Here is a 25,101-nt window from a genome sequence, read left to right on the forward strand (position 1 = left end):
AATTTATTTTACTGAAACCGGTCCTGTTCCTTGTTTGTCAAAAATGACCTTTTTATACGTATCCTGTAAATCATTCATGATAAAGCTTTCTACTTTATCCTTGTACTGTTCCGGATAAAGGACATGCACATTAGGTCCTGCATCCAGTGTGAAACAAACAGGAACTCCTGTTTCACGACGGTATTCTAACAATCGTTCTATTGCCAGTAATGTTCCCGGTTTCATTAACAGATAATAATCCACGGATGTCATCATCATAGCGTGCAATGTCAGTGCTTCCGATTCTGCAATATGAATAAATTCTGCATAATCTCCGTTCTTCAATACCTCAGCTAATCGTGCTGTACGTTCGTTTGCCTGCAGAAAACGCTGATCAGCATATTGATGATTGTTCATCAACGAATGTCCTGCACTGGAAGAGACTTTTTTCGGCTCATCTTCCACAATCAGAATCGCATCGTACATATTTGAAAAATTCGCATGAATATCCGTAACAGGAATTGCAAATTCATCCGACGAACCGGGTATCAACGTGTTTTTACCCCATTCTGCCCAATTCGCAAACATAGAACGTGAAGCACTTCCTGACCCTAAACGGGCAAGATTGGATGCCACATGGTAAAATTCCTGATCCAGTTCTTTATTCTCCAAGCGATAGGTAGCTTCATATAGAGAAAGTGCAATAGCGCCGAATGCCGATGCAGAAGAAGCTATTCCGGCAGAATGCGGGAAGCTGTTCTCAGAATCAATACGTACAGCATAATCGGTAAGAAATGGGAAAAAGCGTGCATTATCCTGCATGTATTTTGCCACACGCTCCGAAAATTTTTCATTTTTCTGTCCCTCGAAAAAATAGTCCAGCTCTACAGGAGAAATCGTTTCTTTTTTCTGCAAAGCCAGTTTAACTTCCGTGTAAGAGTTCGAAAGTGTAAGACTCAAAGATGAGTTACAGGGAATCTGATTAGCTCTTTTTCCCCAGTATTTTACAATTGCAATATTGGACGGACATTGCCATGTCAGAGCCAATTGCGTTTCACGTTTTTCTGTTGTTGATTGCATTTGATTGGTTTCTTTCTTCTTTTATCTAAAAATCAATTCACGATACGTAAACATAGTATCATATCCTTTTTCAAGGAAATAGGCTCTTGCCTGCTCTTCTTCCCGAAAAGTCGCAAGAAAAAAATCTCCTCCCCAGGCTCCCAGTGATTTAATCTCAAACGGATACTCAGGGAAACGCTCTTGTTTTAGCGTTCGCATTCCCAGAATTTCCGATAACAGATTTTCACTTTCCGACAACGACTTCTCAAAGTCGCTAATGGTTTCTGCACGTAGAGATTGAGTTATAATTTCCTGAATCTGTTTTACATCTTCTGGTGCTGTTTCTCTCTTATTAAATCGTTTAATCTCATTGCGAGAATTTTGTTTATTTCCACTATAAACAAACAAAAAATTACTTGTAACGGATTCCGGCAGTTCTATCTCCTGCGTTTTTCTCCCCGCAACCTCATAAAGTATCGGCTTCACAGCAGTTGCGCAGGCTATGTCATAGCCTGAACCGCCAAACGTCTCCTCTAAAATCTTATATGGATTAACTCCTGACCACTGCGCCAGTAAACTAACTAATGTAGAACTGGACCCCAGCCCCCATTGCAGGTTAAAATCAGACTGAGCTTTAAATCGTAATCCGGTTTCAAATAATTCCGGTTTCTCCTCTCGGATGACATTTAGCAAATTCACTAACACATCTGACTTTTCCTGATCAGAAGTCTCAAGAATGTTAAATGCCGTATCCAGACGAGTTGTAAACCATACCTCGCTCAATTCAAAGCTTTTCCACTCTATCCCTGACGCAGAAGTTTCTTCAACCTGTAAGGTTTGTCCGTAGTGAAGAGGAATAGCTAAACATGGCGCTCCTTTGAGCACCATGTATTCTCCGAACAGCATCAATTTCCCTGATGCTCTGTATGTTTTCGTTTCTGTAACTATCATATATTCATGCAACCTGCGTCCTGTACCATTCGGAGTTCTTCCACAAATTTCCGCACTCCTGAAACCGATACACTTCGGTCTTTAAAATATTCTACTACACGGTCTTTTTCAGAATTACACACATCCAACTGTTTCATAATATTGAACAGGTGCATTTTCATGTGCCCCTGCTGAATTCCGGTAGTTACTAATGACTTAACGGCTCCAAAATTATTCGCCAGACCTGCCGCCGCCGCAATACCCATTAATTCACGGGCATCCGGATTCCCTAGCATAGCCATAGAAAGCTTGACCAAGGGATGCAGATTTGTCAATCCTCCGACAACTCCCAATGCAATAGGTAAATGTAGTGTGAATGTAAACTTATCTCCGTCTATCTGACAATCGGTAAGAGATGAATACCCTCCGTTCATAGATGCGTATGCATGCCCACAAGCTTCAACCGCGCGAAAATCGTTTCCACTCGCCAAAACCACAGCATCTATACCGTTGTAAATTCCTTTATTATGTGTTGTTGCTCTATACGGATCAATTTGTGCAATACGAACTGCCGTTCGGAAACGACGGGCAAAATCAGCACCGTCTGTCCCCGGTACAAGGTTATCAAACTCTTTCACATCACATTCCACCCAACATTTTACCATACAATTTGGCGTAAGGTTGGATAAAATACACATAACGATTTCAAGTCCTTCCCCTGAAAATTCAGATTGAGAAGCATACCATTTCTTGAAAAGGTCAGCAAAGCGCTCCAGACAGGAATTAACAAAGTTTGCTCCCATCGAATCCTTTGTTTCGAAGGTTACAAACAACTGCATCAATCCTTCTTCCTGATCACTAAAATCTTTCAGTTCAACATCAAGAATACCTCCACCACGCTTACGCATATTTTCAGTAATATCTTCCGTTCCTGAAATCAGGTAATGTTTTAATTCGTTAAATCGTTGGATCAGTGTCTCTTTATCATCTTTCCAAATGAAGTGAACCTGCCCTACTTTTTGAGTATCAACGATCTCAGCATGAAAACCACCTCTGGAAAACCAAAACTTAGCGGCATTTGAAGCGGCAGCAACTACTGAACTTTCTTCAATTACCATTGGCACTACGTACGGTTTTCCGTTAATCATAAAATTAGGTGCAACGCTGTAAGGAAGATGAAAATTAGAAATAGAATTTTCACTGAATTCACTAATCATTTCCTGAATAACTTCATCCTGGTGCTCAAAACCTTTAAATCTTTCGATAACTTCATCGCCGTTATCAAACAGCCCGCCAATCACCTCTAACTTCTCCTCTCTCGTAAGCTTTGAAAAACCATTTAACAAACTCGCTCTATTATTCATCTTCTCTTATTTATCTATCTACGCTCTTCTATTAGTCCCTTCGCTACCACAAAGGTACGTCATTTAATCCACTATTATTTGCCCGTATCGGTGTTCAATACAGCGGGTTTACCTTCTTCTTTCAGTATCGGACGGATAATCCCAACGGCTTTATTCAATAAACGAAACTGTTTCGCCGGACGTATAACAAAATCTACCGGATGCTGCATAGCAACCCGAAAAAAATGCTTCAGTAAAAACTGTTTATCCCGGTTCATCCCCGCAAGAATAGAAAGAGGCCCCGAAGACTTCTCTCCTCCCGCATTCAAATATTCGAAACAAGCCATCTTAAGATCTTCATCAATCATCACCTGATAAAGTGCATTCGCAAGGATGTTAATTGTTTCAACCCCTCTTGATCGATTCAAATAGTAAGCATTTATTGCCTCTGCTATTTTCTTTTTATCGGAAAAATCAACTCCGTCTAACTTTGAATTTAGTGTGATAATATCCGAAAAGACAGCTGTCATACCTCCCCCTGTTAACGGGTGACGCATATTCAGAATATCTCCCAAAAGAGCGACCCCGTCCTTATGCCTTGCCTGTGCCTTCATCTTATGATTTGGCATAACTTGTAACGGATCATTCTCCAAAGCCGTAACAAAAGGTTGTTGCATTCCTTCAGGTAACAAAGGTGTGACTTCCTTTTTCAGGGATTCTTTCAATTTCTCTCCCAAACGCGGAGGCTTTGTCCCAGGGTAATCAATAAGAATTCTCCATTCGTTATCATTGATCGGATAAACCAAAACCGGAGAGTCTCCCGAAACGATCATATGACCGTGACTTTCTTTCAACGGTTTAACATCCTTCAAGACTAACCCCATGAAGTAGCTACTTACTTCCTTATTCGGGACACTTAATTTTTCACGAAACAACGACAATGGCCCATCACACACCACCGTTAACGGCGCATGTGCTTCAACCTGATTCCCGGTAGATTTGTCCGTGTATTTCACTCCTGTCACACGACCATCGGATTCTATTGTATCTGTTACATCTCCTTCAACAAGGTTGACATTCTCCAGATTCTGTAACTCTGTGCGAATAGACGTCAGGAATTTCCCATTTCTCAAACCCAGACCATAAGCAGCAAACCCTGCATCTTTGTATTCAATCGAGAAGTTACGATCTCCCTTAATTAAAGTGTAACCATACACGGGTTGTGCCCCGAAGCCTTCCGTAAGGTAATCCAGCTTCAACGCTTTTAACGATTCCAGACCTCCGGGTTGCAATAGTTCTCCTATAATACGATCCGGTTCAGACAAATCTCTCTCAACAACAAGTATTTTCCGCCCTGTATCTTTTTGAGAACATGCAAAAACACCTCCTGCCACGCCAGCTCCAACTACTATGATATCATACTCCGACTGCATTGCGTTGTTCAATTTTATTTATAATGTCTTTAATCGTTTTATCTCCGCTTCTATTGTAGAGCTTTTCTAAAAAAGTTCTAAATTCTGACTCCGTCGCCTGAAAGTCCATGTCGGACATAAAATAGCGCGCCGTTTTCCCTTTTCTGATCTTTACATTTTTAATCAAAACATCCTGATTACCATAAAGTTCAAAAAGAGTAGCTATTGCCATCAACTGAGGAATTGCACAAAAACGGAAAACATCATAATTTTTCAGAGCACTCATATAATTTAAACAGTGAGGAACATGCTGAAGCGCATTTACAACCAAACTATTCAATACTTCCATTCCCTGTTTTTCATTGTTTTGCAAGTCAGCAGGGTCGGAAACAACTTTATTCCAGGCTGCTTTTGGCCAGAACAGACGATCACCGTCAAGATCCTCGGCAAAATCCCTGATAATATTCGTTTTCTGCAACAATAACCCCATATGATTGGAAAGAGCTTCATCTTTCAGACGGTCATCATCTTCTATTCCCGATGCTATAAACAACTGGCTCAAACCAATTCCCACCAAACCGGCAACATAATAACAATAGTCATCCCAATCTTCGTACGAATCAACTTCTCCCACAAAGTACTTATTCATTCCAAACGCCATGCGTTCAGTAATATCCGTAATAACTACTTTGTACTTTTCTTCCAGTTTATGATATTCACGAAGCACTTTATCAAAATGCTTCATCAAATCTCTGTAATCCTGGGTATCTCCTACATTATCCAATGTAAATGCTTCCTGATTCATTCTGGAAGCAAATGTATTTAACCACTCAACTTTCTGTTCGTGGTCTATTTTCATATCATCTTCAACCGTATCCAAGCCGCGAAGAATCAGATAAAATAAACAGACAGGCTTCCGGAGCTCTTCAGGCAACTGTTGAATTACCACAGAAAATGAACGGGAAACTTTTTTCAGTGCTTCAAAACAAAACTCATCATCCGACATATCCGGAGCCATCGTATCCAAACGCTCTTCCGAAGGACGAAAGTCTTTAAACTTCCGTTTCATCTGAAACAAATACGTTAGCTCAGACGGGTGAACTGAATAATATAATAATCTTTCCAGCATAGAAAAGTTTTGCTGTAAGACGGGGACCTACCTTATAAGTTACACCTAATTTCATTTTTTTAAAATTTTAACACTCTTCATCCTGTACACAATCCTCTTCTAACATCAGATCATTTCATTATTTTTGCAAAAAAAGCCATGCTGAAATTTATTGTTTACATTTTCCCTGCCACACTATTTTTCTATTCGTGTTCACCGGATACCGAGAGTATTGAAGCTGCCATCCTTGCTGGAGACTATAGCATATATGAGAAGTTGGAAAAATGTGATTGTAATGAATTGGAAAAACAACAAAAAGGATCTACCGAAACTTATATAAAAGCAGACATTCCTTTCAGTGGAACCTGTTACAGAAACTACCCCAACACAGAACTGGTAATGGAGGAAAAACAATTATTCAAAGGCAAGTTATACGGTTACACTTTTATTTATGACATGGAAGGGAACCTCATGACAAAGACACTATACAAAGACGGGATTTTACTCAATCCAACAGCCGACAACGCTATTACTTGCTCTTGCAGTGAATTAACTGATTATAGAGATACGCTGAACGGACAAGATTTCAAACTGTATCAAAACGAATTCTTCACCGGAGTCTGCCATAATTACTATCCTGACTCCACACTTTCTCTTTCTGCAGAATATCGTGCTGGTGTAAAACATGGGAAAGTAACATTTTACAACAAACAAGGGGAAGTAATCGTTAATGAGTTATACGAAGAAGGAACACGAACTGAACAGCAATAAACACTGGAAACATTCGATTAACACCTCCCTGTGGAAACATCAGGGAGGTTGCGCCCATTATTTTGTTATTTACCTGTTATCTTCGTAAGATTAAGAATTTCTGTAAATGGCAAAAAAGAACAAACTTGTAACCAAGGAAGATGAAAAAAAGGAGAAAACAGCAGCTAAAAGTGGCTCCAAATTTTCTATTCCTTCGTTTAAGGGCGGGAATTTCTTAAAAGGTAAACTGAATAAGAATAAAACCCGGAATATTCTTGGAGCTGTTTTCTTACTCTTTTCTGTTTATTTTCTTTTGGCGTGTATCTCCTATTTCTTCACCTGGCAGGCAGACCAGGATCGGGTAATTGGTAAGAGTCTTTGGGAGTTTCTATTTGAAGAAAATGCTGATCCGGTGGAAAACTGGCTAGGAAAATTCGGTGCATGGATTTCCCATCTTTTCATTTATCGCTGGTTTGGTGTCTCTTCCATGCTCTTCTCTTTTGTAGCATTGGTGATAGGATCAAAACTATTACTTCGGCTACATATTATGAAAATCAGTAAAATGCTGGCAATTTCGTCTATCAGCATTGTATGGTTCAGTATTTTCCTTGGTTTTTTTGCTGCTCACATCTCCAATTTAGGAGGAACTTTTGGTTACGAAATTAATGAATGGCTCAAGTTGAATCTTGGAGGATTCGGCGCCTTCTTATTTGTTGCCATTACCGGATTTATTGGATTTATCATCCTGTTCAACCCCAACATACAGGCGTTCATGGTCCGGCTAAAAGGAGAAGCTTCAGAAGAAACTACACCTAAAACGGAAGAAGAACATATTAATACAAACGAGTACGAAGCTGTAAGCACCATTCGGGAGGAAGATATTACAGAAGAAAAACCCGCAACGACCATTGACCTTACTGAAGAAGACGAAGAAGAAATGACAGAGGAAGAAGAGGAAGCCTTTGAAACTCTGGAAATCATTTCTACCGGAGAAGCTGAAAAGCAAGCGAACACTTCTTCTGACAACGAAGAAAATGATAATGATCTGAGTGATGATGAAGATTTCTCGGTTGAGATAGCAGAAACCGAAGAAGAACTAACAGATAGAGAAATCAACCGGAAAGTAGAAGAGTTCGGAGAGTATGATCCCACACTCGAATTGTCCAGCTATAAGTTACCCCCAATTGACCTGATGAGGGATTATGGCGGTAAGCAAATTAACGTTGACAAATCGGAACTTGAGAACAATAAAAACAGGATTGTTGAAACGCTCGGAAATTACAAAATTGAGATTTCCAAGATCAAAGCTACTGTGGGACCTACAGTCACTTTGTATGAAATTATTCCTGCTCCGGGAGTGCGTATTTCGAAAATAAAGAACCTGGAAGACGATATTGCATTGAGTCTTGCCGCTCTCGGAATACGTATTATTGCTCCTATCCCCGGAAAAGGAACGATCGGAATTGAAGTTCCTAATTCAAAACCGGAGATGGTTTCCATGCGCTCATTAATTTCTTCCGAAAAATTCCAGAACGCAGATATGGAGCTTCCCGTTGTGATGGGAAAAACCATCACCAACGAAACTATGGTTTTCGATCTTACAAAGATGCCTCACCTTTTGGTTGCTGGAGCTACTGGTCAGGGTAAATCTGTCGGATTGAATGCCATCATGATTTCCATACTCTACAAAAAACACCCTGCTCAGGTAAAGTTTGTTCTTGTCGATCCTAAAAAAGTGGAATTAACGTTATACAATAAAATAGAGCGACATTTTCTGGCTAAACTTCCGGGAGAGGAGGATGCCATTATTACGGATACCAGTAAAGTAGTTGCTACACTAAATTCGCTTTGTATTGAGATGGACGATCGTTATGAGCTGTTGAAAGAAGCACATGTGCGAAACATCAAAGAATACAATCATAAATTCATCAACCGAAAGCTTAATCCTGAAAAAGGACACCGGTATATGCCGTATATTGTTGTTCTTATTGATGAGTTTGCTGATCTTATTATGACAGCCGGCAAAGAAGTTGAGCACCCAATTGCGCGACTGGCTCAGCTTGCACGTGCCATCGGAATCCACCTTATCGTTGCAACTCAGCGTCCTTCGGTGAATGTTATCACCGGTATGATCAAAGCCAACTTCCCCGCGAGGATCGCTTTCCGTGTTCTTTCTAAAATTGACTCGCGAACCATTCTGGACGGCTCCGGAGCTGATCAATTGATCGGACGGGGAGATATGCTTATTTCTACAGGAAATGACCTTACCCGTCTTCAATGTGGTTTTGTCGACACACCGGAAGTGGATGAGGTTTGTGACTTCATAGGAAACCAACGTGCCTATCCAAGCGCTTACGAACTACCTGAGTATGTTGGTGAAGGAGGAGATTCTACAGATGTCGATATGGAAGACCTGGATTCGATGTTTATTGAAGGTGCCCGTGTAATAGTAACCCACCAACAAGGATCTGCCAGTTTATTACAACGTAAACTCAAGTTAGGCTATAACCGTGCCGGAAGAATTGTAGATCAACTTGAAGCTCATGGAATAATCGGGCCTTTCAAAGGTTCTAAAGCGCGGGAAGTATTGGTTCAGGATGAAATACAACTGGAAGAGTTGCTAAAATCAAAAGGACTTTTGTAATTTTGGCATGGTTTATGCGTAACTAGCATTAAAATAATAAACATCATGAGATTTTTAGTAGTATTTTTTTTATTGGCCACAACGCCATTCTTTGCTCAGGATAAATCACAATCCATCCTGAATGATTTGAGTAAAAAGATCAAATCTTACAAATCCTTTTATCTGGATTTTAAAGCTACCATAAAAAACACGGATACCGGAATCAATGAAAACACTACCGGAAAAGGATGGGTGCAAGGTGATAAATTTCATACTGTTTACGGAGAAAACACAATTATTTCAAACGGAATTAAATTGTGGGTTGTTTCCAAAGAAGATAAAGCGGTTTATATTTCTTCTGCCGGAGATGAAGATGATGAATCATTAAATCCTAAAAAGTTAATGAGCATTTGGGAAAATGGTTTTTCCAGTAAGTATGTTAAACAGGAAGGAAATAATCACGTTATTAATTTGTATCCGAAAGATCCGGGAAAAAGTGAATACCACACGATTATCCTGAAGGTTTCTACTTCAAATGATCTGAAATCCGTTCAGGTTAAAATGAAAGACGGAACTTCAATGACTTATGAAATGGTAAAATTTGATGGAAATATTGATATTCCTGCTTCAAAATTTGTTTTTGACAAACGTAATTACCCAGGTTATCAGGAAGTCGACAATTAAAAAACTATACTAATTTATGAAAAGAGGGGGCAGCCCCTCTTTTTTGTTTTCCAAAGGTTTTAGCCGTGTTTTTTTAACAAGTGATTCGAATTAATCTCTAAATTAGCGACAAATTCAACACAATTTTCATGATATGTTAACCATCGGGAAGATAACAGAAGACATTATTAATCGTTCACCTTTTTTACGAGAAGCCATCACTGAAGAACTCATTAATATTTCTGCATTAGCCAGGAAGCTAAAGCCCGAAATAGAGGAGTTGATGAAAAAGGAAGTAAAGGAAGGCGCCATCGTTATGGCTATTAAACGTATGTCTCCCGGTTCGTATCACAAAATCAACATGAAAATTCGCCACATGATGGGTGAATTGGGTGACTTCCTTGTTCGTAGTGATCTGGAAGATTACACGTACCAGAATTCAGACAACCTGAAAAACAAACAGATAGAACTCATGCGCAAACTATCTGAAAAACAAGATACATTTTTCACCGTATGCCATGGCGTTACAGAAACTACCTATATAACAAGTAGTGTTGCCGCTCCCTTGTTTAAGGAGATTTTCGCCGGAGAAAGTCTGCGGGCTCACATTGCCAATTTGGCTTCTGTTACCATAAAACTTCCTACAACCAACAAGGATATATCAGGTGTTTACTATTACATTCTGAAACATCTGGCATGGGAAGGAATTAATATTGTTGAGATCGTATCTACCGCAAACGAGTTTTCAATTATTGTTGACACCAACGATATTGATTTGACTTTCTCGGTTCTCATGCGCCTGAAAAAAGGTATTTAAGAGTCTACCTCAAAAAGAAACAGCCTTCACGTAACATTTTTTAGTTATCATGAAGGCTGTTTTTTTATTTCCTCTACGTTTTATTTATTCTCTAGCAATTCTGTAAGAATCTTTCCCGTTGTTCCTCCGGGCTTTGTCAGCCCCAACAAAATAGCCAAAGTAGGTGTAATATCAGTGATTTCAACTTCCCTGTACACATTGGTTGAAGAAACTCCTTTTCCAAAGAAAATCAAAGGAACCTGCGTATCATAATTAAATGCAGAACCGTGACTTGTCCCCTGTTTACTCGCAAAAGAATCCTCCTTTACCCCCAGATAACCCGGTTCTAATGTAAAAAGTACATCACCTGCCTCTGCCGGATGGAAACCTTTCGCAATCCGAACTGACCAGTCATGTACGAAATTATTATTCATCAATTCAGAAGAAGTGTAAGCCTGTTTAACATGTGCGTACGCAGCTACCTCTGCACGCACAAACGTCACAACTTCCTGTTTATCAAAACCATTAATCTGAATAAGGCTATCATTCAGGTATATAGAGTAATTATACATATCCGAGACAATATCCTTCCCAAACTTTTCTTCCGTTCTCTTTTTAATCTGTTCAATAAATGGTTTGTAAAAGAAATACCCTGCAGCCATTTTGTGATCAATCAGATATTGCGGAATAGGTTCAACCGCATGATCCGCTGTCAGAAACAACAGGTACTCCCCTTTCCCAACCGACTCGTCCAGAAAATTTAGTAAATCAGCGATATCTCTGTCCAGACGAATCATGACATCCTGCATCTCTTTTGAATAAGGGCCATACGAATGCCCTATTATATCCGGAGAAGAATAACTAACAGCTAAAAAATCGGTTACCTCGTCTTTTCCTAACCCTTCACTAACAACTCCTTTTTTTGCAAAATCCGTCAGGAAAGTATTAGCAAAGGGTGTTTGCACAAATAACTTGGTTAAACTTTTCCCTTTCTTAACCGCTTTTTTTAATTCGTATGGAAATACAGGATTTTCTCCTGTCACAGCACGTTCAAAAGCATAATCATCTTCTCTGCTTTCCAGGTAAGTTGAGATCGGTTTTATCGTTTCCCAGATCGCTGGAAAATATGTTTGAGCTGCATTTTCTTTATTAAACCTTGCTACCCACTCCGGAAGTTTTTCTCTGTAATAGGTTCCCGTCATAAAACCACCGTTGGAATAATCATACCAGTATGCTCCATCAGGATGATGCCCACCGGGCAGAATGGCTCCACGATTCTTTATCGAGACGGAAAGAATTTTAGCACGACTATCAGTCAATTTAATCTGATCGGTGATGGTATTTGCTTTCAGGCGGGCAGGTGAGAAATTCCCCTCTGTTTTTTCGGATGACCCTACCGGTAAACTTGTTATATCCTCTACGCAATTTACTCTTTTCTGTTCAGCTTTACTATACCAGGTGTTTGCTACAATACCATGATTTGCAGGAGTTGTCCCGGTATAAATTGATGCATGTCCCGGTCCTGTAAAGGTTGGAACGTAATTGTAATGACAGTTCTGGTAATTTACTCCTTCTTTCATCAATCGCACAAATCCGTCCTCCCCATAATGATGAGCAAACCGATATAGGTAATCCGCTCTCATTTGATCGACAACTACTCCTACAATCAATTTAGGATTTTTCTTCTGCCCCCACCCTACCATTGATGACAGGATACAGATCAATACTAACCAACTTGTTTTAACCATTTCCAAGTGTTTTAAAATATTCTTTGAGGTACTTATCATTCACGGTTCCGGGAGTAAAAACTTCCAGTAGTACAGGACGGTTATTTTCAACCGGTCTGTATAGCTCTGCAATATTCGTTTCCAGTTCTTCTTCTGAAGAAGCTGATAAATAGGTTATATCAAATGCTTTACAAATATATTCAGCAGAGTATGCGTGTTGTGTAACGAAATAATCGTCTAATTGCTCAGTTGTATCCGGACCGGGAATGATCCTGAATATTCCTCCTCCGCCATTGTGAATAACAATTATGCGCAGATTTGTCGTTAAAAACTGATTCCAGAGTGCATTTGAATCGTAGAAAAACGAAATATCACCTACAATAAGCGTGTGAGCCGACTTTGTATCTGCATATGCGGCCCCTGCTGCCGTACTGACACAACCATCAATTCCACTGGTTCCTCTGTTACTTCTGTAGGTAACAAATCGCAGCGGATCAAACAACTGTGCATAACGCACCACCGAACTATTCCCCAAGTGTAGTACGCTTTTCTCGGGAATAGAATCATGGACGATTTCCATTACTTTTAAATCACAGAATGACAAATCACGCAGGTACGTATGATGTAGATCTATCGCTTTGTAATCTGCCATTTTCCACTTATTTCCAAATCCAGACACAGTCTCTACTTCCAATCCGGCTGTAAATTGGGCCAGAAAGTCGACAGGTGAAACGGGAATTGACTGTGTCAAATGCTTGTAGGTATCCATAAACGGCATATCCTCCCCTATCCTCCAGTGTTTTAGAGTTGCTGACCGCAAAAAAGCTTTTATTTTTTTAGAAACGACAGCTCCTCCAAAGGTAATTAACAAATCTGGGAGGTATTCCTCTTTTTCTCCTTCAATAACTGCAAGTGTCCTGTCAATACAATGAACTGCTCTTTGATGGACAATATTGGAGGTGTTTTCAACCAACACAGTCGTATCATCATCGTTTAAAAGAGCATCCAGTAAAGTTGTAAATCGCGGATCACGATCCTGTTGTCCAACAATAATCATTTTCCGTTTTGCGTGCTTCCATTCTTCCCGTAACGAAGATATCACAGCATCACTCAAGTATTTTTTTACCTCCGGAAAATGAATGGATTCTCTTTCACGGGTAGTTTCAACTTTTTGAGCGTACAAAGGCTCTTCAAACGGTATATTAATATGAACCGGTCCCTTTGCAGAAAGATTAACAGCTGTTTCTACTTCTCTGTGATACAACCACTCCTGAGTTTCTGTAGCAGGCTCCACAGGCAAACTCACCTGATAGTCAATAAAATTGGAATACACCCCCGCCTGGCGAATCGTTTGCCCGTCTCCCTGATCGATCCACTCTAACGGTCTGTCGGCAGAAATTACTAAAAAAGGAATTCGTTGATAGAATGCTTCTGCCACTGCGGGAGCATAATTCAGCAAAGCACTTCCGCTCGTACATATAACAGGCACCGGTCTTCCGGTTTGTTGGGCTATTCCCAATGCAAAAAAGGCAGCGCTTCGCTCATCCGGTAATGAAATGGTCTTGAACTTTCCCGAACCAACAATACCCACCACCAATGGTGCATTTCTGGAACCCGGGGAAAAAACAATATCAGTTACTCCATGCTTCAACAGTGAATGAACCAGAATCTGAACCCCCGTTTTTACGGTACTATCTTTCATGTTTACTTAAAAATTGTCCCAGCGTATTTGCTTTTCGAACGGTTTCGTCCCATTCCTTACCAGGAACAGAATCTTTTGTAATTCCACCACCCACATACAAATCTACTGAATCGATATAACACTCCATACAACGCAAGTTTACGAAAAGATTAAACTTATCTCTTCCCACCCTTCCTATAAAACCGGTATATAGTTTCCGTTGATGTTCTTCATATTTCCTATACAAAGCACGAGCTTCCTCAAGTGGAATACCACACACTGCCGGTGTAGGATGAAGTCGTCTGATAAATGGTTCCAGACGATCTTCTTCCAGCATAAATTGAAAACGGGTGCACAAGTGTTTAACCGGTCCTGCAAATCGTTCTTCTACTTCCGATTGTTGTTGTAAAATCCCCTCTTCCTGTATCGCTTTCAGAATGTATTTTTCCACATACGCCTGCTCTTCCCTTTCCTTCTCTGTCCAATCTTCATTTGTATTTGCAGGCAATGTACCTGCAAGTGCCATAGAATGAAAATGACCTGCTGAACGCGCCAATAATGTTTCGGGAGTTGCTCCTAACCATGTTCCCCATTGCTCAGAAACAAGAATATAAACCAATGTGTTCGGATAGGCTTCTTCCAACGCATCGAAAACTTCCAGAATTCCGGCTGCATCCCAATGACGTCGATCAATCCTCGAAAATACTGTTTTCTGAATTCCCCCCTCCATCTCCTTCAAGAGTTCCTCTAAAGCAAAGCTATACCCCTCTCTTGAGACAGCTATCTGAGTGCTTTCACTTTTTAGTTGAGGAAGGAAATTTTCTCTTTCAATCTGTACTTCAGAAATAAAAGCAAAAACCTCTTTACCGTCATCTGTGGAGACAACAAATCGCCCGGTTTGATTTAACACATTCTGAAGTGTTGTTTTCTCCCAACGTCCTGAAAAATACTGTATAGATTCTCCGGGAAAGCGATATATAAGATACTCGTCCATGTCACACACAAAATTAACAAAGAATACGATAGTTCGTTGCAGTTCCCGAAACAAATGCTTTTGTTTACTCGATCTTCACCGGCTGCTTATTTTCATCAATAGCTACGAAAGTAAATTCACCACTTACGGCCTTCTCTCTCTCATCCGAATACATCTGTTCTATAAAGATATCTACCCGTACTTTAAGACTTGTGTTTCCTAAATATGTTATTCTTCCTACTAACTCTATGATAGTTCCCGCCGGGATGGGTTTTTTGAAATCAATACGATCACTGCTTACTGTTACCATCCGTTGTCTGCTAAAGCGTGTTGCTGTTATAAAAGCAACCTCATCCATTAACTGCATGGCAGTTCCTCCGAACAGCGTATCATAATGGTTGGTTGTATTTGGAAAAACAGCTTTAAAAATACGTGTTTCCGACCTGCTAATTTTTTCATCTTTTGTCATAACTTCCTTTTATTATTATCCGTGTTTTTTTCAATCGTTGTTAAACAGTCATGGCAAAGACAATCGGAAAAACATTGCTTTAGTAGTTCCTGCTGCTCTGCTGTTAACACCACTGTACGACAATGACATTGATTAATTTGATTTGCATTGCACATAAACTCTCTTCCACATTGCGAACATTTTTTATTCCCTTTTTGCTGCATCGATTAACCTGTTTTACGTTGAGAAGCGCATGATACACATACTCTCTTAGTACTTTTATTCCGGATTTATTATTGAAGATGGGGTACAACAACAGCACTCGTGTTTACTAGTAACAAGAACACGAGTATCAATGTATCATACCTGGTTTTCAACTTCAAATCGCGAAAGTTAAACCCTTTCGGAACAGGCAGGTCTCCTGACTTGTAACAATTCCGGCACCCTTCCCATCCATTCGTTGACAGACAGTGGATATTTCAGCCAAAACCTTTACGTTACTTACAGTTGCGCGACAGTTCGTGATTTACACACGATTCCCTTTTCGTACATCATTCCGATGTAACCTTTTCCGTTTGATTACAAAATCAACTTAAAGAACTCGCGTCAAAGGTAGAATATTTATCCCAATTGTTCGTATTGATTAAAAAGATCGCCTTCCTGTCAAGAGACAGGCAAACTAATTCGGAATAGATGAATGAAATTGGCTATCTTTGATGAATAAGCCCGAATGCAGAATTTTATTTTCGAAAACTACGATACAGTAATATGCGAAAGTGCTTGGTTCTTCTCTTTTTCTTCGGACTGATACTTTCAGTAACAGGTCAGAATCAAATCATTTCTACCTACCGCGAATCCGGACAACTTCCTTTTATTGAATTCAAAAGTAACCCTAAACAGTCTTACGGTTTTGACTCTTTTCGTTACCCGGAATGGGAAGACAAATATGATCTGTGGAACTTGCCCCTTTCAGACAACTACTACATACCCTATAAGTCTGTAGGTTTTCGGTCAAAAGACCAGGTAGATGCTGTACTTGTTAACCCTGTCGATTTTAACCCCGGGAAATTATCCTTCAGAATAAATGACACGCTTAAAACAGGGCTAAAATATGTATTCAGAAATGACAGTACAATTACTGTACAACTTCCCGAACAGGAAGACAGCTATGTACTTAAAGCCTATTATGACAGCATTATTATCGGTCGGCTGCGGGTCAATATTTATCGGAAAGAAACGGAAAAACTGATCCTGATCCCCCTTGTACCGAGTACCTTCTCGAAAGATAGCATCCGTACATATCTGGATAAAGTTTTTAAGCCTGCCAACCTCAGTTTTGAAGTCGAAGTTGGTTCCTGTTTTATTCATCCCGACTTTGATTCTACTATTCTTTTTGACAATCCTCCTCAGGGATTTGATCATTACACGCATCAAATGCGTAGTTTGCGTGACACCTGGTTCGATCTACACCCCAAAGCCGAAAAAAAGGCAAACTATATTTTCATTATTTCAGGATTCGTAGATCCCCAAATAAAAAGCTTCATGCCTCGAAACAAAGCTATGGGGTTCTTAAAAGAGGAGGCGGATTCTGTTTTTTATATGCAACTGGCAAAAAGTCTGGGAAGAGGAATCGGGTTTTTGCAAGAAAGTTGGGCAGATCAAGGTCCACCAGCAGGATCTACAGACAATCTGATGGACACGCTCGGAGGAATTGGTCTAACCCATTTTCAATGGGATCAGCTTCATCACGGAAGCGGAAGTTATTCTTTTTTTGATGCAGATGAAGATGTTCGCACCAATAATGGTCGGGTTGCATATTATTTTTGGGAGGAAGACGAAAATGGCTACATCCGGACAGATGAAGGCAACTTACTTTCAGCCATAAAAAGACCTTTCAAAAAGAACTATTTGTCCTACCATCTGGATATTCAGGATCTTCTCTTCAAACCTTTATTTTCGGTTGGTCAATATTTCGTTTGCTGGTGGCATATTATTGCCAGCACTTTTATTTTGCTACTAGTCTGGATCAGTAATACACAACTTCGATCACGATTTGAAAAGAAAGAAGGAAAAGTAAGAATCTGGGAACTTTTACTAAAAAGAGGCGTTTCGTTAATCGGACTTACACTAATCGTGTTTGTTTTTTTCTTTATCAACGCAGAGCTTGATAAGTATGAAGTAACTTCGGGGTACCTTGAAGAACTTAAAGGGACAGAATACCCGCAGGCTTATCGTTACATCCTATACAACAAGAATCTGAAACGTGCCAATGAGGAAGAAATGTCTTCTGAGATTTTACTCAAGCGCGAAGAAAGCTGGTTCATGAAACGCCGTAAAAAAGTACTCTATTTTGAAGCACACAAGGACAGTACAGGTAAGTGGAACAAGTACAAATTAAAATCGGAGAGTGATTCTCTTATTGTGGTCACATTTCAGTATAAAGAACCTGCGTCCAGTCATTATTTTGTGGTCAATTATATGGATAAAAATGGTTATTACGATCATCAGAAAGTATTCAATCATACCGGTTTTAATATCACGAACCGACTTATTCCTGACGAGGATCCAGCCAAACGAATTTTAGTTTTTGTCAACGGGTACCGCCCCACTTCTATCGGTCGTACGTTTGAAGAAAACTTTGCTGACATTCGTAAAAATGGCCTGGAATTTCCCGATTCACGAAATCTGATCTACAGCTTCGATCGGTATGATTACTGGCGCCCCTGGCAGGAATTTGATCTTGTCATGCAAAAACGCATCAATCCGAGTGAGACGTTTTATGCAGATGGTCATTTTTCTGTGTCCACATCTAATCACCGAAGTCTGCTCAACTTTACATCTCTTGCAAACAAATACCCAAAACGCTGCCCAGATCCCAACCACCACATTTGTCAATATACCGATGCAGGTGGTTCAAGATGGTTTGGCTCAACCAAGCGAAAAACAGCTACTCTTCTTCCTGACAAAGCAAACAAATCAGGTTTTAACAAACGAAAAGAGAATGGGAAAATAGCCGGTTTAAATTTATTACAGTTACTTAATGAAGTTCCGAACAAATCATTTAATGACACCTTGTTTATTGTAGCTCATTCGATGGGATTTGCTTATACACTGGGAATGCTGGAAGAGTTAAGAGGTAAAATAAACTTTGGGGAATTTTATATCATTGCTCCTGAAAATGCAGAAAGCGGCAAAATATATTTGAAGGAATGGCAAAAAGTATGGCAGTACGGTTGTAATCATGAACGGTGGAAATCGTCAGCTCCCTGTATGTTAGATGGCGTGGCTCCGCAAACCAAGGTTGACGGACTGGATGACACGCAACACATCTATATTCCAGATACACTCTACAAAAGGCACGGATTTTTCAACTCACATTTCATAGGTTATTACACCTGGATACTGGATATTCCGGAAGACCAGCCTGGCTATATGAAACAACGATAATACAAAACAAAAACTCCCGCTGCATATGCAACAGGAGTTTCTTATAGTACTTGCTTTTTTCTACTAAATAAGTTCTTCCAAAATCATGGTTCGGGTTTTTCCCTCTTTGAACAAGTTAATTGTCTTTTCATACAATTCGTTGTAATTCCCTTCTGTAAAACCAAGTGCAATCGCTATCCGATGAATCACTTTTTGCTCTCCCGAAGTCACCTCTCCATCCAGAGCAATCATTTCGCACAACTGTACAAACCGCTCAATTCGTTCTTCTTTTCCGGAAGGTGGTGTAACAGGATAACGCTCAGGATTCTCACAAATATCTTCAACCTGTGCCTGTGTCAGACTTAAACGTCGTGCAATTCGGTTAAGCAATACCTGTTCTTCCTCACTTACACCTCCGTCAGCTCTCGCTAATAACAAAAGGTTTCTGAAGTGACCTTTATCTTGTTTTCGCTCTCCCGATTCGAAAATTTCTGCAATTGACATGTTCAAAAAATTTTCGGCAAATATAACTACCTTTTAATGATAATCAGCATCCCAATGATGTTTTTTCAGCTTAAATTCTTCGTGCCAATCGTAACTATTGTTCTGAATATTTCCCGGTTTCCAGGGGTCAAACCTTCTGAACCGGGTTTCTATCATACCCTCACGCATTTTCATCCGGGCACCTTCTCCCTTAATTTCATAACCAGTGCGCAAATGAAGAAAATAGCGTAATGAGTCACTATTCTTCAACTCAATGGTATGAAACGAATTGAATACTTTTCCCTCATCCTTCTTCTCAATGACAGCAGCATCAATTGTTCTATCAGTGAGATTCTGATACTCGGGCAACTCTCGTTTAGCTGTCAGATAATACAGGTTGTGCATTAACATATAATCCAACCCGGCATAAAATCCTCTGTACACATTTTCATCAGCATATCCGCTATTCTGATACTTTTCAGCGCTACTGTATTTTAAATGACATGTCCAGCCTTCGGGAGACACGGGAATTCCATTTTCTTTTGCGAAATCTTCCACAATACCATTTGTCATATTATGCGTACCATATATAGGTGCCTGATTCAAATCAGCATGCACTTTGTCTTCAATTCCGTACGCGTCAATATCTACGCCGTGAAGGTAATTCATCAACGGGAGATAGAAATTTCCCCAGTTACTTTCCTCCCATGTACGTTCAATCCTCTTTACTGTCTTCTCTGCATCTTTCCCCCACTTCCCGGACATAGCTGCTAAAATGGTAATCATTTGTCCATTAACGTTTTTGTAGGGAATCCAGATCTTGGTTAGCCCCCACTGGAATCTTCCCGGTTTCTTTTTAAAAGGCTGAGCGTTTTCTGCCTTATCCGTATACATCCTTTCACCTATGTGACTCAACGGATATTTAAATGCAAAAACGTTCTGTCCGGGAAACACTTTTTCGCCATCCGGTCTGAAAATTCTCCATTTTGTTTTCCCGGGTTTCTCAGGATACTTGTAACGGCAGTAATTGATCATATTCGTAGCATGTCTTCTTGCCTGAAAGTTAAAGTCATATTTTATACGAGTCCCATCCTGCAGCACTACCGAATTCATCCTGTCATCAAAGGATTTTTCTACCAGCATATATCCCATTAACAGCCATAACACCTGATCCTGTGACATCTCAGGTGTAGCTTTTACATCCGTCAAATCTTTCAATGGCTCTCCGTCAAAACAATAATCTGATGTCTGTATCTTATACACTTTACCGGTTCCGGGAGCAATTGTTTTACTCTGATTGAAATGCCTGTAGTTATCCGGATTAGCCAGTGAATCTATAAAATCACACGGAATATCATCACGCGCTATATATCCGTTAATCACTCCTTCGCCTCCAAACATTTCTTCTCCAAAACGATCCAACCGCTCGTACGCCTTGATGGCATAATAGAGTTCTGTCTTCGTTTTTTCAACATCTTCATACCGTTGATTATTGAGTAAAAGTCTATACTCGGTCGCTAATACACCAATGTAAAACCCCAGATAAATGGTTGCGTCTACAACTTCAATATCATTTACCCACCAGATTCCTTTGCGACTTTGGATAGGAAGTGAATGCCCGACACCTTCTCCAACCTTAACAAAATCATTCTGAAGTCGCCATCTGTAATACCAGTATTTCTTCAGGTTTATCTGATCATCTGTACGTTGAAGATTCTGCCCGACTGTTCCTGATACAATACAAAGAAATAAAAAGGTGAGAGAACAGTACTTAATCATTCTTCCCTGTAAACCTTATCCATTTTTGTGTTCTGTAGAAAGGTCCCAGATAACCACGAACATTTAGTTGATTCTTATTCGAATCTGACAACCAGATTTTACACGAGTATATTTTCCCGTTTGCTGGGTCAAGAATTTCACCACCTTTGTACTCACTTCCTTTCTTGTAGAGACCTTCCACTATTTTCATCCCCACAATTTTCTTCCCTTTTCTATGATCTTCACATTCTTCACAAACCGGATCATCAGGTCTACCTGGACGCGGATAAAGTTTCACAATTGCTCCTTCTACCTTTCCCTGAACAACCTTCAGTTCAACAATTGATTTTGGCTTGTTGGTTTCGTCGTCAATCGTGACCCAATACCCCTCAATATCAGATTGTGCAAATACAGGCATAATAAAACATACTAATACAGCTGCAATAAATGATTTCATAGTCCTTTTTTGCCCCAATTTACAAAAAAACACAATATATCCTTCAATAGAAAAACGGGTCTTTCAAATTTATCTCTGTGCCGTATCCCTTAGCATTTGTGTGAGCATTCTCACTAAACTTTGATAACAATTACTAACTTTACCCGATACGAAAATTGATAAAAATTAATTATACATCATGAAAAATGTAGCAGTAATCGGTTCGGGGACAATGGGTAACGGAATTGCACATGTCTTTGCGCAAAAAGGATATAAAGTAGCATTAATTGACATTTCACAATCTGCTTTAGATAAAGGTGTCGCGACGATAACCAAGAATCTGGACAGAATGATCGCCAAAGAAAAAATTTCGGAGGCAGATAAATCAGCAACTCTGGGTAACATTACCACTTTCACCGACATGAAAGAAGGCGTAAAAGATGTTCAACTGGTTGTTGAAGCAGCTACAGAAAATGTTGATCTGAAACTTAAGATTTTCCGTGATCTTTCGGAAGCAACTTCGGACGATGTCATTCTAGCAAGTAATACAAGTTCTATTTCGATTACCCAAATTGCGGCAGTTACTAATCGTCCGGACAAAGTAATCGGAATGCATTTTATGAATCCGGTTCCGGTTATGAAGCTGGTAGAGATTATCCGGGGATATAGTACATCTGATGAGGTTACCAGTCTTATTATGGAGACATCGAAAAAGCTTGGTAAAGTTCCTGTAGAAGTAAATGATTATCCCGGATTCGTCGCAAACCGCATTCTAATGCCTATGATTAATGAAGCAATTATTACTTTACATGAAGGCGTTGCCGGTGTTGAAGAGATCGATACAGTAATGAAACTTGGAATGGCACATCCAATGGGACCACTTCAGTTAGCCGATTTTATCGGGCTGGATGTTTGTCTTGCTATTATGAATGTATTATACGAAGGATTCGGTAACCCCAAATATGCTCCATGCCCACTTTTGGTAAATATGGTGACAGCTGGTAAAAGAGGAGTTAAATCAGGTGAAGGATTCTACTCCTGGACACACGGGACAAAGGATCTGATTGTTTCTGACAATTTCAAAAAATAATCTAGAGCCATCAAAACGAAGCAGTTAAGCTTTTTGAATTTTATTGAAAAAATTTGGTTTTTTCAATAAAACTGCTAGTTTTGCAATGCCTGCTTTAACCTAACGAGGTATAAAGTATTTAGAAGTGTATTTTTTAACCCTAATTTTTTATATCATGAAAATTAAATTTGTATTTGCTGCAGCAGCAGTAGCGATGCTTTCTCTAGCATCTTGTAAGAAAGATTACGTTTGTACTTGGGAAGCTGATGGTGTTTCTTTATCTCAAGACTACCCAGGTTTAGATAAAGATGCTGCTGAAGCTACTGAGACTACTTGTAAAAACGCTGGAGGAACTTGGTCTACAAAATAATTGAAGACTCATTTTTCTTAGAAAGGAGCATTAAATTAATGCTCCTTTTGTTTTATCTACTTTTTTATATACCGGAAACAGATATCGCACCTCCCTCTCCTAAAACGACCCCATAGTTAATAAAACTACAATTTCCTTACAATCTTGTTAAGATATTAATAGCTAACCTCTTGGATTCATTTTCTTTCCTACATTTAGTCGTTAATAAATGTATAATTGTAAACTATGAAAAGAAATCTGTTTGTCTTCCTACCCGCAACGCTAATGTTTACACTTGTATCTTGCAAGAAAGACTACACTTGTGAATGCTCTGCCTATAGCTATTCCAGTTCTGAAATCTACCTTAATGTTTCAGAAAAGGATGCAAAAAGTAAATGTGAAAATTTAGAAACCAGTATTCATAAAGAAGGAGAAGGAATCCCCGGAATGAATCAAGTTAAATGCTCTATCAACTAATATTTATAAATATGAAATTAAAATCAATTTTGGCTATTGCTGCTGTTACTCTTATCAGTTTGTCATCCTGTAAGAAAGATTATGTTTGTGTCTGTAGTGCTTTTGGCTTCTCAGGTGAGGCTGAAGTAATAGAGAATTCTACTAAAAAAGACGCTGAGAGCAGATGTGAGGAAATAGAAAAAGATTCCAAGGAAGCTGTAGCAAGCGCAACATGTTCTATTGAGAAAAAAGATTAATTATCTTTTTATACCCCATGAATAAAAAAATCCCCGCTTGCAATAAACGGGGATTTTTATTTTATCTTAATAACCCGGCTATGCTACCTTTAATTTCGCCAGCTTGGATTTAGAAAATTGTTCCTCTGCATATTGTGCAGTAATCTTTAATTCTTTCATTTCTTCAGATGAAGGGGCTTCGAACATTGCATCATTCAGAATCGCCTCGCAAATTGAGCGCAAACCTCTTGCCCCCAATTTAAAATCAACTGCCTTCTCCACGATAAAATCCAATGCCTCCGATTCAAATGTCAAACGAATGCCATCTAATTCGAACAAGCGAACATATTGTTTAACCAATGCGTTTTTAGGCTCTGTAAGAATTTTTCTGAGACTTGCTGCATCTAGCGGATTCAAGTAAGTCAAAACCGGAAAACGACCAATTAATTCAGGGATTAACCCGAATGACTTCAAATCTGTCGGATTTATATATTTCAATAAGTTCTCTCCGTCAATTTTCTCGCGATCTGCCGAGCTAAAACCTATTGCCTGACTATTTACACGTCGCGCAATAACTTTTTCAATTCCATCGAAAGCTCCACCACAGATAAACAGTATATTCTTTGTATCAATCTGGATCATCTTTTGCTCGGGATGCTTTCTTCCTCCTTGTGGTGGTACATTAACAACAGAGCCCTCCAATAGTTTAAGTAAAGCCTGTTGAACCCCTTCTCCGGAAACATCTCTTGTAATAGAAGGATTGTCTGATTTTCGGGCAATCTTATCTATCTCATCAATAAAAACGATTCCTTTTTCAGCAGCCTTCGGATTGTAATCAGCAGCCTGTAGCAGACGGGAAAGAATACTCTCCACGTCCTCTCCAACGTAACCAGCCTCTGTTAAAACCGTTGCATCAGCAATACAAAACGGAACATTTAACATGCGTGCAATCGTTTTGGCGAGTAATGTTTTCCCTGTTCCTGTCCGTCCTACCAAAATGACATTGGACTTTTCAATCTCTACTTCATTCTTGGAAGGTTTTTGCCCCAATCTTTTGTAGTGATTATATACTGCCACGGATAAGACTTTCTTTGCATCATCCTGACCAATAACATAATCCTCTAAAGACGCTTTTATTTCTTTCGGCTTGAGAACATTTACAGGTGCATCCTCCTGTTGCGGGTATGCAGCCGTTTCATCTTTTATAATGCTTTGCGCCTGCGTAATACAGTGATCACAGATGTGTCCTGAAATCCCGGCAATCAAGACATTCACCTGACTTCTTGATCGTCCACAGAACGAACATGTGGTTTCTTTTTTTGACATATAGTTTTAATCCTGACAAAAAAGGTCATACGTCAGTGACGTTTGACCCTTTTTCTAATTTTCTGCAAAG

At 39.6% G+C, this 25,101-nt stretch carries 23 protein-coding genes and 1 riboswitch; of the genes, 9 read left to right on the forward strand and 14 right to left on the reverse strand.

Annotated elements, in window-relative coordinates; genetic code table 11:
- Positions 1-3 precede the first annotated feature (3 nt).
- From AC4PL9_RS09485 to AC4PL9_RS09505, 5 genes are all read right to left on the reverse strand, one after another.
- Entirely contained in the window at positions 4-1,059 is a 1,056-nt protein-coding gene (locus AC4PL9_RS09485) for a diphosphomevalonate decarboxylase (protein ID WP_491604514.1), read from the reverse strand.
- Positions 1,060-1,080: 21 nt separating this feature from the next.
- The gene (locus tag AC4PL9_RS09490; protein ID WP_491604515.1) at positions 1,081-1,989 is read right to left on the reverse strand and encodes a GYDIA family GHMP kinase; all 909 of its coding nucleotides are present in this window, start codon (positions 1,987-1,989) and stop codon (positions 1,081-1,083) included.
- The gene (locus AC4PL9_RS09495; RefSeq protein ID WP_491604516.1) at positions 1,986-3,332 is read right to left on the reverse strand and encodes a hydroxymethylglutaryl-CoA reductase, degradative; all 1,347 of its coding nucleotides are present in this window, start codon (positions 3,330-3,332) and stop codon (positions 1,986-1,988) included. Before AC4PL9_RS09495 ends, AC4PL9_RS09490 begins: the two co-directional genes overlap by 4 nt.
- Positions 3,333-3,406: 74 nt before the next feature.
- A complete protein-coding gene (locus AC4PL9_RS09500; RefSeq protein WP_491604517.1) occupies positions 3,407-4,744 on the reverse strand; it encodes an FAD-dependent monooxygenase in 1,338 nt (445 codons plus the stop codon).
- Positions 4,728-5,792: a squalene synthase gene (locus tag AC4PL9_RS09505; protein WP_491604518.1), complete on the reverse strand. Its 1,065-nt coding sequence runs from the start codon at positions 5,790-5,792 to the stop codon at positions 4,728-4,730. Before AC4PL9_RS09505 ends, AC4PL9_RS09500 begins: the two co-directional genes overlap by 17 nt.
- Before the next feature lie 198 nt (positions 5,793-5,990).
- Here AC4PL9_RS09505 and AC4PL9_RS09510 point away from each other — a divergent pair, with 198 nt between their 5' ends.
- The 4 genes from AC4PL9_RS09510 (at position 5,991) to AC4PL9_RS09525 (ending at position 10,684) form a co-directional block, all read left to right on the forward strand.
- On the forward strand, positions 5,991-6,602 hold the full coding sequence (locus tag AC4PL9_RS09510; protein ID WP_491604519.1) for a toxin-antitoxin system YwqK family antitoxin: 612 nt from the start codon (positions 5,991-5,993) through the stop codon (positions 6,600-6,602).
- Between the two features lie 106 nt (positions 6,603-6,708).
- On the forward strand, positions 6,709-9,225 hold the full coding sequence (locus tag AC4PL9_RS09515) for an FtsK/SpoIIIE family DNA translocase (RefSeq protein WP_491604520.1): 2,517 nt from the start codon (positions 6,709-6,711) through the stop codon (positions 9,223-9,225).
- 45 nt (positions 9,226-9,270) lie between these two features.
- Positions 9,271-9,888: an outer membrane lipoprotein periplasmic chaperone LolA1 gene (gene lolA1 / locus AC4PL9_RS09520; protein ID WP_491604521.1), complete on the forward strand. Its 618-nt coding sequence runs from the start codon at positions 9,271-9,273 to the stop codon at positions 9,886-9,888.
- Positions 9,889-10,021: 133 nt separating this feature from the next.
- On the forward strand, positions 10,022-10,684 hold the full coding sequence (locus AC4PL9_RS09525) for an aspartate kinase (RefSeq protein WP_343789887.1): 663 nt from the start codon (positions 10,022-10,024) through the stop codon (positions 10,682-10,684).
- Between the two features lie 80 nt (positions 10,685-10,764).
- On the opposite strand, the gene AC4PL9_RS09530 is transcribed toward AC4PL9_RS09525, so the two are convergent.
- The 5 genes from AC4PL9_RS09530 to AC4PL9_RS09550 all read right to left on the reverse strand — a co-directional run bounded on the left by AC4PL9_RS09530 (position 10,765) and on the right by AC4PL9_RS09550 (position 15,716).
- Positions 10,765-12,411 (reverse strand): alkaline phosphatase family protein, encoded by a 1,647-nt coding sequence (locus AC4PL9_RS09530; RefSeq protein ID WP_491604522.1) that lies wholly within the window; start codon positions 12,409-12,411, stop codon positions 10,765-10,767.
- Positions 12,404-14,092: a 2-succinyl-5-enolpyruvyl-6-hydroxy-3-cyclohexene-1-carboxylic-acid synthase gene (gene menD / locus AC4PL9_RS09535; RefSeq protein WP_491604523.1), complete on the reverse strand. Its 1,689-nt coding sequence runs from the start codon at positions 14,090-14,092 to the stop codon at positions 12,404-12,406. Before menD ends, AC4PL9_RS09530 begins: the two co-directional genes overlap by 8 nt.
- Entirely contained in the window at positions 14,082-15,065 is a 984-nt protein-coding gene (locus AC4PL9_RS09540; protein ID WP_491604524.1) for a chorismate-binding protein, read from the reverse strand. Before AC4PL9_RS09540 ends, menD begins: the two co-directional genes overlap by 11 nt.
- A 64-nt stretch (positions 15,066-15,129) precedes the next feature.
- Positions 15,130-15,513, reverse strand: coding sequence for an acyl-CoA thioesterase (locus tag AC4PL9_RS09545; RefSeq protein ID WP_491604525.1), 384 nt, complete (start codon positions 15,511-15,513; stop codon positions 15,130-15,132).
- Positions 15,510-15,716, reverse strand: coding sequence for a cysteine-rich CWC family protein (locus AC4PL9_RS09550; RefSeq protein WP_491604526.1), 207 nt, complete (start codon positions 15,714-15,716; stop codon positions 15,510-15,512). Before AC4PL9_RS09550 ends, AC4PL9_RS09545 begins: the two co-directional genes overlap by 4 nt.
- Positions 15,717-15,886: 170 nt before the next feature.
- A riboswitch (cobalamin riboswitch) is annotated at positions 15,887-16,077 on the reverse strand.
- Positions 16,078-16,260: 183 nt separating this feature from the next.
- Here AC4PL9_RS09550 and AC4PL9_RS09555 point away from each other — a divergent pair.
- Entirely contained in the window at positions 16,261-18,939 is a 2,679-nt protein-coding gene (locus AC4PL9_RS09555) for a hypothetical protein (RefSeq protein ID WP_491604527.1), read from the forward strand.
- Between the two features lie 63 nt (positions 18,940-19,002).
- Here AC4PL9_RS09555 and AC4PL9_RS09560 read toward each other — a convergent pair whose 3' ends face one another.
- From AC4PL9_RS09560 to AC4PL9_RS09570, 3 genes are read right to left on the reverse strand one after another with little or no spacing between them, the layout of a single operon-like run.
- Entirely contained in the window at positions 19,003-19,422 is a 420-nt protein-coding gene (locus AC4PL9_RS09560; protein ID WP_491604528.1) for a TerB family tellurite resistance protein, read from the reverse strand.
- 33 nt (positions 19,423-19,455) lie between these two features.
- Positions 19,456-21,180, reverse strand: coding sequence for a hypothetical protein (locus AC4PL9_RS09565; protein ID WP_491604529.1), 1,725 nt, complete (start codon positions 21,178-21,180; stop codon positions 19,456-19,458).
- Positions 21,173-21,616, reverse strand: coding sequence for a DUF2147 domain-containing protein (locus AC4PL9_RS09570; RefSeq protein ID WP_491604530.1), 444 nt, complete (start codon positions 21,614-21,616; stop codon positions 21,173-21,175). The genes AC4PL9_RS09565 and AC4PL9_RS09570 overlap by 8 nt, the downstream gene beginning before the upstream one ends.
- 178 nt (positions 21,617-21,794) lie before the next feature.
- On the opposite strand from AC4PL9_RS09570, the gene AC4PL9_RS09575 reads away from it, so the two are divergent.
- The 4 genes from AC4PL9_RS09575 (at position 21,795) to AC4PL9_RS09590 (ending at position 23,726) form a co-directional block, all read left to right on the forward strand.
- The gene (locus AC4PL9_RS09575) at positions 21,795-22,685 is read left to right on the forward strand and encodes a 3-hydroxybutyryl-CoA dehydrogenase (protein ID WP_491604531.1); all 891 of its coding nucleotides are present in this window, start codon (positions 21,795-21,797) and stop codon (positions 22,683-22,685) included.
- A gap of 154 nt (positions 22,686-22,839) precedes the next feature.
- Positions 22,840-23,034: a hypothetical protein gene (locus AC4PL9_RS09580; RefSeq protein ID WP_343789918.1), complete on the forward strand. Its 195-nt coding sequence runs from the start codon at positions 22,840-22,842 to the stop codon at positions 23,032-23,034.
- Between the two features lie 225 nt (positions 23,035-23,259).
- The gene (locus AC4PL9_RS09585; protein ID WP_491604532.1) at positions 23,260-23,490 is read left to right on the forward strand and encodes a hypothetical protein; all 231 of its coding nucleotides are present in this window, start codon (positions 23,260-23,262) and stop codon (positions 23,488-23,490) included.
- Between the two features lie 11 nt (positions 23,491-23,501).
- A complete protein-coding gene (locus tag AC4PL9_RS09590) occupies positions 23,502-23,726 on the forward strand; it encodes a hypothetical protein (protein WP_491604533.1) in 225 nt (74 codons plus the stop codon).
- 78 nt (positions 23,727-23,804) lie between these two features.
- On the opposite strand, the gene clpX is transcribed toward AC4PL9_RS09590, so the two are convergent.
- Positions 23,805-25,031, reverse strand: coding sequence for an ATP-dependent Clp protease ATP-binding subunit ClpX (gene clpX / locus AC4PL9_RS09595; protein WP_491604534.1), 1,227 nt, complete (start codon positions 25,029-25,031; stop codon positions 23,805-23,807).
- Between the last annotated feature and the right edge of the window lie 70 nt (positions 25,032-25,101).

The sequence above is a fragment of the Wandonia sp. genome, assembly GCF_984588085.1.